Here is a 14582-nt window from a genome sequence, read left to right as displayed (position 1 = left end):
GTCGGTCACGCCGTCCAGCGGACCGCCGTCACCTCCGAGCAAGCCGCCGAGCAGCCCGTCATCCCCGAGCAGACCGTCCAGCAGGCCGCCGCCTGTCCCCTCGCCGCCGCCCAGAAGGCCGGTGCCGGTCAATCCGCCCAGCAGGCCCTCTGATCCGGTCACGGCCCCGAGCAGGCCGTCATTGCCGGTCAGACCGCCCACCAGACCTTCCGAGCCGGTGAGGTCGCCCAACGCCCCGTCATTGCCGGTCAGATCGCCCAGCAGGCCACCGTCGCCCAGCACCGGATCAAGCAGCCCCTGCGCAGGATCGGGGCCGTCGCCGAGCACCGGAACGCCCAGCAGATCTCCGGCAATTCCGCCCAGCAGGCCATCGCTGCCCACGAGGTCGCCCAACAGGCCGTCCGAGCCGGTGATGTCGCCCAACAGACCGTCATTGCCGGTCACACTCCCCAGCAACCCGCCATCCGCCAGCACCGGATCAAGCACCCCGGCAGACCCTTCCGCGCCATCGGTCGGATCCGTCCCGTCTGTGGGGTCGGTGCCGTCGGTCGGATCCGTACCGTCGGTCGGATCGGTGCTATCGGTCGGATCAGTGCCATCGGTCGGATCGGTGCCGTCTGTCGGGTCGGTGCCGTCCGTTGGATCAGTGCCGTCGGTCGGATCAGTACCATCCGTCGGGTCGGTGCCGTCTGTCGGATCGGTGCCGTCGGTCGGGTCGGTGCCGTCTGTCGGGTCCGTGCCATCGGTCGGATCGGTGCCGTCCGTTGGATCAGTGCCGTCGGTCGGATCAGTACCATCCGTCGGGTCGGTGCCGTCTGTCGGGTCGGTGCCATCCGTCGGATCGGTGCCGTCCGTCGGATCGGTGCCATCGGTTGGATCGGTGCCATCCGTCGGGTCGGTGCCATCGGTTGGATCGGTGCCATCCGTCGGGTCGGTGCCGTCCGTTGGATCGGTGCCGTCGGTTGGATCCGTGCCATCGGTCGGATCAGTCCCATCGGTTGGGTCGGTGCCATCGGTTGGGTCGGTGCCATCGGTCGGGTCCGTGCCGTCCGTCGGATCAGTCCCATCGGTCGGATCAGTCCCGTCGGTCGGGTCCGTGCCATCCGTCGGATCGGTGCCATCGGTCGGATCGGTGCCATCGGTCGGATCAGTGCCATCCGTCGGATCGGTGCCGTCTGTCGGGTCCGTCGGCGCGTCGCCACCGCCGCCGCTGCTTGTCGCGATCAATCCCGCGCCCAGACCCGCAGCGCCCAGCGCAATCATTTCGTCTGTCGCAAGCATACCGGCGCCAAGGCCTGCCTGATCCGCATCCGGCACCGGGCGCACCAGCGTTCCGTCAGCCAACACCACCAGATGCTCTTCGCCATTGGCGGCAGGGTTGTAGAACCCCTGAACACGGATCGACTCGCCGTTGTTCATCTGCACGATCAGATCGTTGCCGGTCTTTGCATATTGCTTGATGTCCGCCGGCAGGGCTTGGATCGAGATATTATTGATTGTGCCGGCTTGAAGAGTGCTTTGCGACATTGCTTGCTCCAGTCTGTGGCCCAAGAGAAGGGGGGCATCGGGAAGTATGGGGCAAGCAATACATCATAGCCAATAGTATGTAAATTAAATACATACTAAAGTTATACGACTATGCTTCGGTCGGTGGCCCCACAGTCCGCCGGCTGATCGCAGCCAGACGATTTCATCTGCGCCATCCATCACGGTGGTATTCGCCCGGATTGGAGGGGATACTGACTGCCAACGCCTGACATCCGCTGCCCCGAAGCGAAAAAGGAAGGAGATCCGACGGTGCCGCACAGTCGCGACAAAAACAGTCAGGAGACCGGACCGGCCCTGCCGCAAGGCAACCGCAAGGATCTGGCCGATTCCGTGCGCCCCATTCTGCAGGCACTGGCGCGGGTGATCGTGACCGACAGGCGTGCCGTTGCGCTTGCCAACCAGAAGGGCGAAATCCTTCTGGCCAATGTATCGGCGCAGCGGCTGAACATCGCACAATCCGAATTGCTGTCGCGGTTCAACTGGCCCGATCTGTGTGGCCGGGCGCGGCGGGCGGGCAGCATCGCTGCGGCCTGGCAAGAGGGCGATCAGACTTTTGATGGCGAGGTGGTGCATGTGCCGCTTGGCCGCGTCGAAGGGTTCATGCTGCGCCTGTCCGAAAGCGACCAGGAATCCACATGGCTGCGCAATCGCGCCCGGTCAGCCACGCTGATGCGGGTCGCCCATGATCTGCGCACGCCGATCCAGTCGCTGTTGGCCGCCGCCGATTCGCTGATGCGGCAACAGGGCGACCGGCATGTTGAAACTGGCGACGGCGGAATAAGGCGGGCGGCAGAGCTTGCGCTTGACCATATCAGCAATGTTCTTGCCGTGATCCGGGGCGAGCAGAACCTGAAGGGCGGGCAGCCGGACGAAGATTTTCGCATCGCAGAAGAGGTGGCCAGCCTGATTGCGATGGTCCAGCCCATCGCCAATGCCCGTGCCACCGATGTTTCTCTGACTGTCGATGCGCCCAAGGATCTGACCCTGCGCGGGCCGATCCGCTTTGTGCGTGCCCTGTGCCAGAACCTGATCGACAATTCGGTGAACCACGGCGGCGGGCGGGTGGATCTGCACCTGTCCTGCACGCCGCTTGGTTCTGCCCTTGTCGCCGATGAAACAGGGGATGAAATCTGGCGGGTCCGGCTGGCGTTGATGGATGAAGGCGGGGGCCTGCCACCGGCACAGCGCGCCCGTCTGGCCGAAGCGCTTGGCCTGCCGGTGGATAACCCCGGCCCGCAGATTTCAACGCCGGACAAGCGCCCTTCGGCCGGGCTGAATGTACTGGCGCATGCGTTGCGCCAGTTGGGCGGGCGGATCGAGATTGCGGATCGTGGCCGCGATGGCGCGGCACTGGCGCCAGGCAGCGATGGCCGGGTGATCGGCACGCTCTTTACCGTGACCTTCAGCCTGCCACGTGCCGAAACGCGGTCAAGTGTGGCGGCCATTCCCGACCGCAGCCCCGGTCAGTCCCCGCTGGCCGGGCGGACGATCCTGTTGGTGGAAGACAGCCCGTCAAGCCGCGACTGGCTGACCCATGTGCTGCAGGTGGCGGGGGCCGAGGCCCTGCCCGTCGGCAGCGGGCCAGAGGCGCTCGCGCTGCTGTCACGCCACGAGGTTGCTGCGCGCGTCGATCTGGTTCTGACAGATGTGACGCTGCCCCGGATGAACGGGATCGAGCTTGCCACACGGCTGCGGGCCGGTGATCCGGCTTCTGCCGTGACATGGAGCGGCAAGGTGGTCGGGCTGACCGCCCATGCCGATGACCGGATCCGCGCCGCCTGTCTGCAGGCGGGCATGGTCTGCGTTCTGGAAAAGCCGATCCAGCCGAACACCCTCAGCCGCACGCTTGCGGGCATTCTGGACGGGACGCCGCCGAAGGTGGCGGCGGCAGCCGCGCCGTCCACGGCCAGGGTTGCGCTGAACCCAACGGTGGCGGCCGATCTGTTCGAGCAGATCGGCGTGGATCGCACCCGTATCTTCATGCAGCGCGCCCTGTCCGAGGCCCGGTCGGTGCTGGATGATCTTTTGGCCGAAGGGGTCGGGCCGGATACCGGGCGCAGGTTGCATGCCGCCACGGGGGCCAGTGGTCTTACCGGCCTGCAACTGGTGGAAAAGCGATTGCGGGATATCGAGCTGAGCGTAAACAGCACCCACTCTGTTCCGGCCCCGTTGTGTGAGGCGCTGGCGGCAGCGCTGGACGAGACCCATCAGATGATAGCGGAGCTGTCAGAATGACCCTCTCCCTAATGGCGAAAGCGGGATGTATAGTCATGCGAAAGCAGCTGCGGGTCATTGAACCGCTGGCTGCACAAGATACATGCCTGCCGAGACTGCACACAAATGCCGGAAACAGGAAGCGCCGAAGGTCATAAAAATGAATGAACAACAGACCGATACGATCAGGCTTCTGATCGCCGACGACCATGCGATGATCCTTGAGATGCTGCAGCTCTATCTGAACGGCGTCTCTGACATCAAGGTCGAGACTGTCCCGGATCTGCCGAGTGCTGTCCGCGAAATCGACAAAAGCGGACCGTACGATCTGGTGCTGGTTGATCTGGACATGCCGGGAATGGACGGGCTGTCCGGCCTGTCAACGGCTCTGGAGCACAATGGCGGCAAACCTGTCGGCATCCTGACCAGCAGCCCCAGTCCGCGTGTCGTTGAAGAGGTGATGGCGCTCGGCGGGGCCGGGATCGTGCTCAAGACCGCGTCTCTCAAGAACCTGGCGAATGAGATCAGGTTCATGGCGGGGGGCGGGCGGTATCTGCCGATTGAACTGGTGGAAAAACGTCAGGCGACCACCGATGACTCGGGCACCGGCCTGTCAAAACGGGAGTTTGGCGTGCTGAAACTGTTGGCCGAAGGCATGCCGAACCGGGAAATCGGTGCGGCCCTGACTCTGGCAGAGCCGACGGTGAAAATGCATGTGAAGTCGATCTGCAAAAAGCTGGGCGTGAGCAACCGCACGCAGGCTGTTATTGCCGCCCGTGACAGGAAACTGATCTGAGCCCATGACCAGACCCGTTATCGTCTTTGCCGGAGCCGTCTATCCCGGTCAGTTCGGGCACTTGTGCGACTACTTGCGCAAGACCGGAATGGCCGAGACCTATTTTCTGACCACCCCCGGTCATCGAGAGCGGAACAGGCACCGGGGGGACCACATCCTTGGGTTCACCCCGGATGGCAGCATCGTCGGCAAGACGCACTATTACTATACGGCCAAGCTGGAACGGTCGGCCCGCATCGGTCGGGGTCTGCTGGCGGCGGTGCAGGCCTTTGAGCAGCAGCGCAAGATCGACGTTCTGGTGACGCATTCGCTGTGGGGCACGCCGCATTTTCTGTATGACGAGACCGACGCCGCGATCGTCAGCTATGTCGAATTTCCCAGCTACCGCTCCCATGGCTGGGACCCGGCCTATCCGCCGGATCAGGCGCAGCGGATGAGCGACAAGAACATCGAGATGATGCACTATTATCAGGCGCTGCGCAGCGATCTGGTCATTTGCCCCAGCCAGCACGCCAAACGCATGTTCCCCCCCGCGTTGCAGGGCAATATCGAGGTGCAGCTGGAGGGGCTGGATTTCGGGCCACCGCTGGTGAAACCCCCCGGCACGCCGTTTACCATCGGGTTTACGGCGCGCGATCTGTCGAATGCCAAGGGGTTTGATACCTTTGTCCAGATCGCGGATCGTCTGATCCGGCACGGCATTGACGCCCGGTTTGTAGCCTTGGGGGAATCGTCGGGGGCGACCTATGGCTATGAACAGCAATGGGTGCAGCGCAAATACAAGGGCGAGGTCGCCGATTTCTGCGCCCATCTGATGCGCGAATATCCTGCCGTTGCACAGGTCATCGACCTGCCCGGAAAGCTGCCCTACGACGACTATGTGCGGCAGCTGTCAGACATTGACCTGTTTCTCTATCCCCTGCGCTATGGCGTGGCGAACTGGGGGCTGATGGAGATTCTGGGCCGGGGTGGCTGTGTCATCGCGCCAGACCGGGGCTATCCGACCGAACTGATCTGTGACGGGGTGAACGGCACCTTGCTGCCCGATGATCCTGATGTCTGGGTGAAAACGGTGCTTGCGCTCAAAGACGATCCTGCGCACCGGCAACGTCTGGGTCAGGCCGCCCGGATTCTGGGCCAGAACCAGAGCCTGCAGGTGGTCGCGCCGCGCTACATGACCTTGTTCCGGCAGGCAATGGACAACAGGGCGCGGCGCCTGACCTAGGCAGGCTGCCCGGATCAGAACCGGGCGGCGGCGGAAAGGCCAAAGATCTGGCGCTTGTCACCGGGGCGATGTTTGACTGGCGTGGCCAGGTAGAGCGAGACCGGCACCTTTGCCACGTCAAAGGTCACGGAAAGCCCGATGCTGCTGCGAAAATGGGCTGCATCATCAATTGTGCCATTCAAGGTATTGTCCAGCGACCAGACCGACCCGAAATCCATGAAAATGCCGCCATGGACCGGATTGTCAGACAGTTTGCCAAGCGCGCGCCGCACTTCAACCGAGCCGACAACGTAGCGGTTGCCGCCCAACTTGTCGCCCGCATCGGCGGGGCCCAACCCGCGCGGCGCAAAGCCACGGAACCCCTCCCCGCCGATAAAGCCACGATCCAGAACGGTTGTCTCATAGTCGCTGCGACCGGCAACAAGCCCGCCCTGAAGGCCGACAAGCAGGGCAGATTTTTCCCCGAGCGCAAACCGCGACCGCGCATCAAGCCGCGTCTCGGCGACACCCGATCCGGTGCCGATGTTCCACACATACTGGTCAAGCCGCACTGAAAAGCTCTGCCTATCCTCTTCCGTGCCCTGTTGGTAATCGGCAGCGAAATGCAGGAACGGCGCACTGACCTTGCCGCGTTCTGCCCGCAACAGCGGGCTGGCGGTGGCGGTCACGTCAAACAGCCGGTGATCCCGGTAGCCCAAGCCAAATTCCAGCCGAAGGTCATCCTGCGGGGTCCAGGCCAGATAGGCCTCGGCCAGATCACGGCGGGTCGAAAACGACTGATCGTCAAAGCTGCTGCGCTCACCCGCGATGTCGAGACCGAAATGCAGCGCGGGACCAAAGGTTTCCTTGTGATAGAGGTTGACCGCATAGCTGCGATGCTCGCGGTTGTAGCTGCTTTTGATCCCCAGAAACGCGTCCGGGATCAGGTTGAACTGCTCATAGGCCAATGTGCCGGTCAGACCATGATCACTGACCCAGGCCACCCCTACGTCGATCCGCCCCGGCCGGGTTTCCACTTCGGTCACGTCAATGACCAGCGCATCGCCCTGCCCTGCCACCGACACGCTTTCAAACACGCCGGTCGACATCAGACACTCCTCGACCGAGCGCAGTTGCAGCGCATCAAGATCAATCCCTTGCAGGTCGCCACAGGTCAGGCGGATGTCGTCTTCGGGGACGAACTCTGCCCCCCGCACCTCGACGGTCTGATACACCCGCCCCATCACGGGCTGCGCGAGTGTGGTCAGGCCCGCAAGCAAGGCAATCGGAAAGGCTGCACGGAAAGACGGGTAAGGCTGGGTCATTTTGTACCGATGATTGGCGGGCAGGTTCAGCGCAACTTGGCGCGGAGCAGCGGGCGGGTCAGATAACTGAGAATGGACTGCTGGCCGCTTTCGATATCGACTTGCGCAACCATGCCCGGGCGGATCGGAAACTGCTCGCCGAACCGCTCCAGATAGCTGCGGTCGGTCTGGACCATGACACGGTAAAAGTCCTGTTTGCCCGCAGGGGTATCTTCTTCAACCGTGTCTTCCGAGATCTGCACGACCGTTCCGCGCAGATCGCCGTAGACGGCAAAATCATAGGCCGTGATCTTGACGCTGGCCGGCATGTCGGGGGCGATAAAGGCCACATCGCGCGGCAGGATCTTGGTCTCGATCATCAGCTGATCGTCGATCGGCGTGATTTCCATGATCGCTTCGCCCGACTGCACAACACCGCCCAGCGTGGTGATCGAGATGTTGTTGATCCGCCCCTCGACCGGCGAGCGCACGACCGTTCGCAGATACTCGTCTTCCTTGCGGACCACCTCTTGTTGCAGACCTGTCAGCTTGGCCCGGCGCTCGGCCAGATCGCGGTAAGCGTCCTGAACATAGCCATTGCGGGCCTCGTTGATGCGGCCATCCAGCTCTGCCAGTTTCTGGCGCAGTTGCAGCATGTCCATCCGGCTGACCGATCCGCTGGCAGCAAGAGAGGTGGTGATGTCCAGCTGCTCCTGAATGGCCGAACGTTCCGCCTCCAGCGCGACCAGTGACGCCTCCAGCCGGGTCCGGCGGGCGGTGAACAGGCGCAGTTCGGTCTGCTGCGTCTCGGTCGGCTCGGCCCCGAAATCGAGATCCGGCTGCTCCAGCACCTCGGCCTCCAGCCGGGTGACTTCGGCCTCCAGCGCATCTATTTCCGACCGTGCGCCCATAAAGGCGGCGCGGGACCGGGTGGGGTCAAGCGTTGCGATGATCTGGCCCTTGGTGACGATATCGCCTTCCTTGACCAGAAGCTCCGACAGAATGCCGCCTTCAAGGCTCTGGATCGTCTGCATCCGGCGCAGCGGCACCACCCGCCCGTCGCCGCGGGTGATCTTGTCAATCTCGGCAAACCCGGCCCAGACCACGGCAATCAGCACCGACAGACAGACCAAACGGATCATCCATCGGGACCGCCGGAGCACGTCGCGCCGGTAGCTTCCGTCCAGATGGCTGGTGTCGTAGGCGTCCGCCCCGCTCATGTCACGATCTGAACGGAGGACTGCTGAACCTTGCTGGCCCGTGCGGCATTAAGGATCTGCAACAGATCACCGTCACGCGCAACACGGCCGTCTTTCATCACGATGGCGCGGCGCGTCAGACCCAGCAGTTCGCGTTTGTGGGTGGAGATGATCGCGGTCCGGCCTTCAAGCCAGACCCGCAGAAAGGAAATGACCTTGTCTTCGGTGATATGGTCAAAGGCCGCCGTCGGTTCGTCCAGCAAAACGATGCGCGGGTCTTGCAGGATGACGCGGGCCAGACCGATGGCCTGCTTTTGCCCGCCAGAGACGTTGGCATTGCTGTGGATCTGCAGATCAAGCCCACGCGAATGGCGGCGGACATAGGTGCCCAGACCCACGGCATCGAGCGCCTCGAGCAGATCATCGTCGCTGTGCAAGCCATGATCCAGCAAAAGGTTGTCGCGCAGGGTGCCCTGAAACAGCGCAACACTTTGCGGCAGATAGCCGATCTGGCGGCGGCGGTCGATCGGGTCGATCTGGCTCAGCGCCAGATTATCGACCAACACCGCGCCGTCCTGCGGATCGGTCAGCCCGGCCAGCAGGCGCAGCAGCGTGGATTTGCCCGCGCCATTGCCGCCCAGCAGCGCGATTTTCTCGCCCCTGGAGAATTTGAGATCCGGGATGATGACGCAGGGGGCCGCTTCGGGGTCGTGGCGGTAGGTCACATCCTCAAGCCGGTAATCGCCCGAGATGTTCGGCGCGCGGACATAATCCCGGTCTGCCGGACGCTCGACCGGCAGCTTCATGATCCCGTCCAGCCCCTCCATCGCGGCACGCACATGCTGCCAGCGTGCCAGCAGCCCGGCAACCTGCCCCATCGGTGACAGGGTGCGGCTGGACAGCAAGGTGCAGGCGATCAGCCCGCCCACGGTCAGATCGCCGGAGCTGATCAGGTAGACCCCCACGATGATGACAGCAGCATAGGCAAATTTCTGCACCGCGGCCACGATCTGCGACATGACGTTGGTCAGGTTGCGGGTCTGAATCGCCGTCGTCGCCATCGTCGCCGTCAGCTGCGCATAGGCACGTTGCAGGCGGCCTTCGGCCCGCGCTGCCTTGACGGTTTCCAGATTCGACACGGTTTCCAGCAGCAAGCCGTTCAGCGCCGCCGCTTCGCGCGTGTTTTCACGCGAGGCGCGCGCCAGACGGCGCTGCATCAGCAGCCCCGGCAGCACGGTCAGCACAACCGCCGCCACAGTAACAAGCCCCAGCATCGGGCCGCCCAGATAGGTCAGCACACCGACAAAGATGATGACAAAGGGAATGTCGCACAGCGCCGTCACGGTGCCCGAGGTAAAGAACTCCCTCACGGTGGCGAAATCGCGCACCTGACTGGCAAACACGCCCGTCGATTTGGGTTGATGCGCCAGACGGATGTTCGACACGCGGTCGAACAACTGTGTCGAAAGCCGCAGGTCCAGATCACGCCCCGACACATCAATCAACGACGCGCGCATGATGCGCAGCATGATTTCCAGCACGATGGCGATGGCGACACCGCTGGCCAGAATCCAGAGCGTGTCAAAGGCCTGGTTCGGCACCACGCGGTCATAGACCTGCATGGCAAACAGCGCCGAGACGATGGCCAGCAGGTTTGCGGCAAAGGATGCGATGATCACATCACGATAGACAGACCAGTTGTCGAGCACCGGCCCGATGATCCAGTGCCGCCGGGACTCTGGCGCTTTGTCCAGCCGGCCCGAGACGATGTCGATCGGCTTTGAAATCAGCACCCGCCCGTCGTGACGGTCGTTCAGGTCTTTCAGGCTCCATCCCGCACGGCCGCCGCCCGTTTCGGGCAGCAGCACATTGGCCCGGTCACCATGCAGCGATTCAAGAATGACCGTTGTCCCGTCACGCAAAAACAACAGCACGGGCAGGCTGTGTTCGGGGATCGACAGCAGCGGCTCTGAACTGACGCGGCAGCTCATATTGGCGCGGCGCAGCGCTGTTGCGGCATGCGACATCGGCAGCACGTTGTCCTTGCCGCGGGGCAGACCGTCGGTCAGCCGTTCCGCTGATGCGGCAATGCCATGGACGCGGCACAGCTCTACCAGACCGGTCACCAACGGGTCTGATCGGGTTGATCTGGCAGAGGTCTGGTCCCGCGCGATTGTCATCCTTGTCAGCCTTGATTGGAGCTTGCGAGGATCAGAGTGCCAAGCACACCAAGATCAAAAGCCGCACTGTATTCTGTCCGTTTGCGTTCGTCGTAAGTGTCGATCTGATCAATCTGGGCATCGTAAAGATCGCGCCCCGTTGTCAGAAGGTCGATCAGTTCGCGCTGACCGCCGACGAATTGTTGTTCATAGTTGTCGAGAACCCGTTGCGCCTGAGACAGCTGATTGCGCTGCGATATCTCGCTTGCGCGCAGCACACGAATCCGTTCGAGCGCGCTGCGTACCCCGTTGCCCAGATTGCGACCCACGGCATCCAGATTTGACCGGGCCGCTTCGGCCTGCAGCCGTGCCGACTCGATCTGCCGTCCGGTTATGGTGCCCGCGCCGATATCCATGCCCGTCGACAGCCCGACTGAAGAGCGTGTGCGCCCCCGGTCAAGGTCTGCCCGCACCTGTGCCTGCAACCGGATGGTGGGCAGCCGGGAGGCACGTGCCAGACCGATCTCTGACTCGGCACGTCCGAGTCTGGCATTGGCGGAAATATAGGTCGGCGACAGGCGGATCGCCGATGTCACCGCATCCGGGTTGCTGTAGCGGCCCACAAAATCCAGATCCGCAGGCGTGGACAGCGTGCCGGGGTTGCGGCCCATCAGAAATTCCAGCTGCGCCAGAGCCAGCATGCGGTCGCTGCTCAGCTGCTCCATCCGCTGCTCGGTCCGGCTGACTTCGAGCCGGGCGCGTGCAACCTCGCCGTTATCGCCCCGGCCCGCTGTCAGACGCGCCTCGGCATGGTCCGCGATCCGGCGCGCAAAGGCCAGATAGTCGCGCGTCTGAGAAATCTTGTGATCCAGCACATCGACATCAATGTAGTAATTCGCCACATCAAGCGTCAGCTCTTCGATCCCCATCTTGAGATCCGACACCGCCACGACGCGATCCTGCGATGCACTGGCAAGCATGCTGCGCACGCGGCCCCAGTCATACAGCACCTGCGACACGGTCAGCGTCACGCCCGGCCCGTCAGAGCTGGTCGTGGCGGTATCGGCCGACAGGCTGAGCTGGGGGTACTTCTGATCATTCACCGCCTGAATATCGACAGAGCGGCGCGCGATTTCGTGGCGCAAAGCCGTGATGCCGGGGTCACGTTCAGACGCGATCAAAACCGCTTGCTGCAACGGAGTCTGGGCAAGGGCCGGTGCTGCCAGTGCGATGGAGACGCTGACGGCAAAGGCGCACGGCAGGATACTCAGAAAACGCATGCTCCCCCTCATCGCTGCGACGCGGCCCGTCGCCATATCCTTGATCCCTGAAGTGCCACAGGCCACGTTGAACACCCTCATGTCGAGTACCGATGTAAAAAAGAGGCAGCGCAGAAACATCATTTGCCACACCAGAACCGCCACGAATTGGTCAGTAGACACTTTCAAACATCCGCTTCAACGCACGGGTGTTAACATTGAAACAACACCATCTGGGCGCGAGTTGCAAGGTTAAGTCCCGGTGTCTGCATGACATCAACGCTGCTCATCTTCAGAACCCGGCAGGCCAAGCCCCCCCAAAAGCCCCCCGTCTCCCAAAGTTGAGCCCAGAATATCAGCCTCGACAGGTGGCGCGCCAAACATGGTTTCGAGGGCATCTTCGACAGCCGGTCCGATGTCCAGCCCAGACAGATTGCCTTCGGCCCCATCACCCTCTGTCGCACTCTCCAGAAGCGCGGCCAGCGGATCAGTGACCCCGCCAAGCGGTCGCTCGCCACTGTCCAGAATTTCGCTCAGCAAGGCATCCAGTTCAGGGTCGGAGGCATCGCTTTCAGATGTCAGGCCCAACACTGCCTCTTGTGCCAATGCGCCGGTCAACCCCACCTCAAGCATTTCGCTCAGAAGCGCATCCTCACCGGAAACAGCCGCGTCATGATCAAGGTCTGCCAGATAGTCATCTGACAAAAGCTCATCCAGAACGTCATCCGTCGCTGTGCTCAGCAGATCTGCCATGTCTTCAGGACTGTCCGCCCCGGCCTCAAGTGTGCTCTCGCCAATCAGGCTTTCCATGAAACCGTCATCGCCGTCGCCATCCGTCGTGGCATCAGCAACGACCGGATCATCGGCGATGATCACAGGTGCCAATGCGTCACCGGCAGCCGCAACCGGCGCGTCCTGGACCGGCGCAGAGGGGCCGCCACGCCCCCCGAAAAGACCACCAAGGATCGAATCAACAAGCGCGCCGACCGGGCCAAGGCGATCGAGCACGGGGCTCAACACCGTGTCCAGAACTCCGCCCGCGCCAACGACTGGGGCCAATACGCCCCCAAGCGCCCCGTCTTGACCGAGAACCGGGTCCAGCGCCCCGCTCAGAACCCCGTCATCGCCGATGATCGGGTCCAGAACGCTGTCAACAATGCCCTCTTCACCAAGGACAGGATCAAGAGCGGTTTCAAGCGCCCCTCCCTCGCCCAGCAACGGGTCAAGCACGGTCTCAACCACACCACCCTCGCCCAGCAGCGGGTCAAGCACGGTCTCAACCACACCACCCTCGCCCAGCAGCGGGTCGAGCACGGTCTCGACCACACCATCCTCGCCCAGCAGCGGGTCGAGTACGGTCTCGACCACGCCATTCTCGCCGAGCACCGGGTCAAGCACAGTCTCAACCACACCATCCTCGCCGAGCAACGGGTCGAGTACGGTCTCGACCACACCATCCTCGCCAAGCACCGGGTCGAGTACGGTCTCAACCACACCACCCTCGCCCAGCAGCGGGTCAAGCACGGTCTCAACCACACCACCCTCGCCCAGCAGCGGGTCAAGCACGGTCTCAACCACACCACCCTCGCCCAGCACCGGGTCAAGCACGGTCTCAACCACACCACCCTCGCCAAGCAGCGGATCAAGCACGGTCTCGACCACGCCGCCGTCGCCCAGCACCGGGTCAAGCACGGTCTCAACCACACCACCCTCGCCCAGCAGCGGGTCGAGTACAGTGTCCAGCAAACCGTCTTCGCCCAGCAACGGGTCAATAACCCCTTCCGTTACCGTCTCTACGACATCAGACACCAAGCCATCGCTGCCAAGAATCGGGTCCAGGACGGTATCGACGATACCGCCGTCGCCAAGCACCGGACTCAGGATGCCATCAACCAGCCCGCCAACCGGAGACAGGACCGTTTCAACCAGACCGCTGATTTCTGTCGGGGCCTCCGCCCCAATGCCTGTTCCAACCACCGGCACGAAAGGAGGCGCCGAGCCGATCCCGCTCTCGACCGCAGTGTTCACCGCGACAGGGGCCGGCGCCAAAGCGCCCCCCTGCATCACAGTCGGGGCAACAGAAAGCGGCAGGGTCATGTTTGCCGCGATACGGACCGGACCTTCACCGGCCCCCTCAAATGCATCCGAGCCCAGCGGCGGCGCGAAAGCCAGAGAGGGCCCGGCCTGATTCAGGGCGGTATCCATGATGATCGCTTCTGTGCCGGGCAGATCTACCGTCCCACCCGCAGGGGTCGGGGGCCCAGGATCGGTGTCAGCTATCGGCACAGCCTCGGCAGGCAAGGTCGCAGAGACGAGCGTTTCCAGCCCCCCTCCGGTCCCGCCTGACGACTCCGGCAGATCAGCTTCATCCGTGCGCAGCGCAACTTCGCCGGCATGGGTGGCGCTTTGCATGGCCAGACCGGCACCAACCGCGCTCAGTGCGGCTGCTGCACTGAAGCCTCCACCGGTCGAACGCGTCTGAGCTTCGGCATCCGCAAGCCGTCGCGGCGGAAGAATATCCGCAGCATCCCCATGTTTTGCGGGGGGATTGGCAGGGCTGGTCTTCTGTGCCGTCATTTCGGCTTCCCTAACACTATGCGCGAACACTGTGCGCGCGACGCTTGCGCAAGAATCGTAAAACGGAGTCAGGAGGGGACTCCGCATCACATACTACAGTATGTATTCATCACCACCAAATGACAATGCCTGCCAGATGACAATGCCTGCAGGTGCCTCTCCAATAAAGGACAGGTAATTTGCTCAAGTGTGATCTGCCTGCAAGGAACACCGCCTTTGAGGCGTGTTCCCCAACACAAAACGCGCGGCCCGTGGTCTGGGCCGCGCGCTGTGGGGCTCGCGCAAGGGGAGCCCTGTGGTGACGGCGTGGCTCAGGCCGTGG

General features: G+C 63.0%; 9 protein-coding genes. 3 read left to right on the top strand and 6 right to left on the bottom strand.

Annotated features, from left to right (window positions below; genetic code table 11):
* On the bottom strand, nucleotides 1-1527 hold a 1527-nt coding region (locus J2X53_RS21880; RefSeq protein WP_349039616.1), incomplete at its 3' end, for a BapA prefix-like domain-containing protein.
* A 270-nt stretch (nucleotides 1528-1797) separates the two neighbouring features.
* On the opposite strand from J2X53_RS21880, the gene J2X53_RS21875 reads away from it, so the two are divergent.
* The 3 genes from J2X53_RS21875 (at nucleotide 1798) to J2X53_RS21865 (ending at nucleotide 5783) form a co-directional block, all read left to right on the top strand.
* Nucleotides 1798-3783, top strand: a complete 1986-nt coding sequence (locus J2X53_RS21875; protein ID WP_349039615.1) for a hybrid sensor histidine kinase/response regulator — start codon at nucleotides 1798-1800, stop codon at nucleotides 3781-3783.
* A gap of 139 nt (nucleotides 3784-3922) precedes the next feature.
* Nucleotides 3923-4558, top strand: coding sequence for a response regulator transcription factor (locus J2X53_RS21870; protein ID WP_349039614.1), 636 nt, complete (start codon nucleotides 3923-3925; stop codon nucleotides 4556-4558).
* A 4-nt stretch (nucleotides 4559-4562) separates the two neighbouring features.
* Entirely contained in the window at nucleotides 4563-5783 is a 1221-nt protein-coding gene (locus tag J2X53_RS21865) for a glycosyltransferase (protein WP_349039613.1), read from the top strand.
* Nucleotides 5784-5797: 14 nt separating this feature from the next.
* Here J2X53_RS21865 and J2X53_RS21860 read toward each other — a convergent pair whose 3' ends face one another.
* From J2X53_RS21860 to J2X53_RS21840, 5 genes are all read right to left on the bottom strand, one after another.
* Complete coding sequence (locus J2X53_RS21860) at nucleotides 5798-7087, bottom strand: BamA/TamA family outer membrane protein (RefSeq protein ID WP_349039612.1); 1290 nt, start codon at nucleotides 7085-7087, stop codon at nucleotides 5798-5800.
* 26 nt (nucleotides 7088-7113) lie between these two features.
* Nucleotides 7114-8286, bottom strand: coding sequence for an HlyD family efflux transporter periplasmic adaptor subunit (locus J2X53_RS21855; protein WP_349039611.1), 1173 nt, complete (start codon nucleotides 8284-8286; stop codon nucleotides 7114-7116).
* Nucleotides 8283-10445 carry a type I secretion system permease/ATPase gene (locus J2X53_RS21850; protein ID WP_349039610.1) on the bottom strand — a complete coding sequence of 721 codons (2163 nt, stop codon included), beginning with the start codon at nucleotides 10443-10445 and terminating at the stop codon, nucleotides 8283-8285. Before J2X53_RS21850 ends, J2X53_RS21855 begins: the two co-directional genes overlap by 4 nt.
* 5 nt (nucleotides 10446-10450) lie before the next feature.
* The gene (locus J2X53_RS21845) at nucleotides 10451-11704 is read right to left on the bottom strand and encodes a TolC family protein (RefSeq protein WP_349039609.1); all 1254 of its coding nucleotides are present in this window, start codon (nucleotides 11702-11704) and stop codon (nucleotides 10451-10453) included.
* Between the two features lie 255 nt (nucleotides 11705-11959).
* Nucleotides 11960-14260 carry a hypothetical protein gene (locus J2X53_RS21840; RefSeq protein ID WP_349039608.1) on the bottom strand — a complete coding sequence of 767 codons (2301 nt, stop codon included), beginning with the start codon at nucleotides 14258-14260 and terminating at the stop codon, nucleotides 11960-11962.
* Between the last annotated feature and the right edge of the window lie 322 nt (nucleotides 14261-14582).

The organism is Pseudotabrizicola sp. 4114 (assembly GCF_031457365.1).
Taxonomy (GTDB): Bacteria; Pseudomonadota; Alphaproteobacteria; order Rhodobacterales; family Rhodobacteraceae; genus Pseudotabrizicola.
Note: the sequence above shows the minus strand (reverse complement) of the source record. Positions and strands in the feature narration are given on the sequence as shown.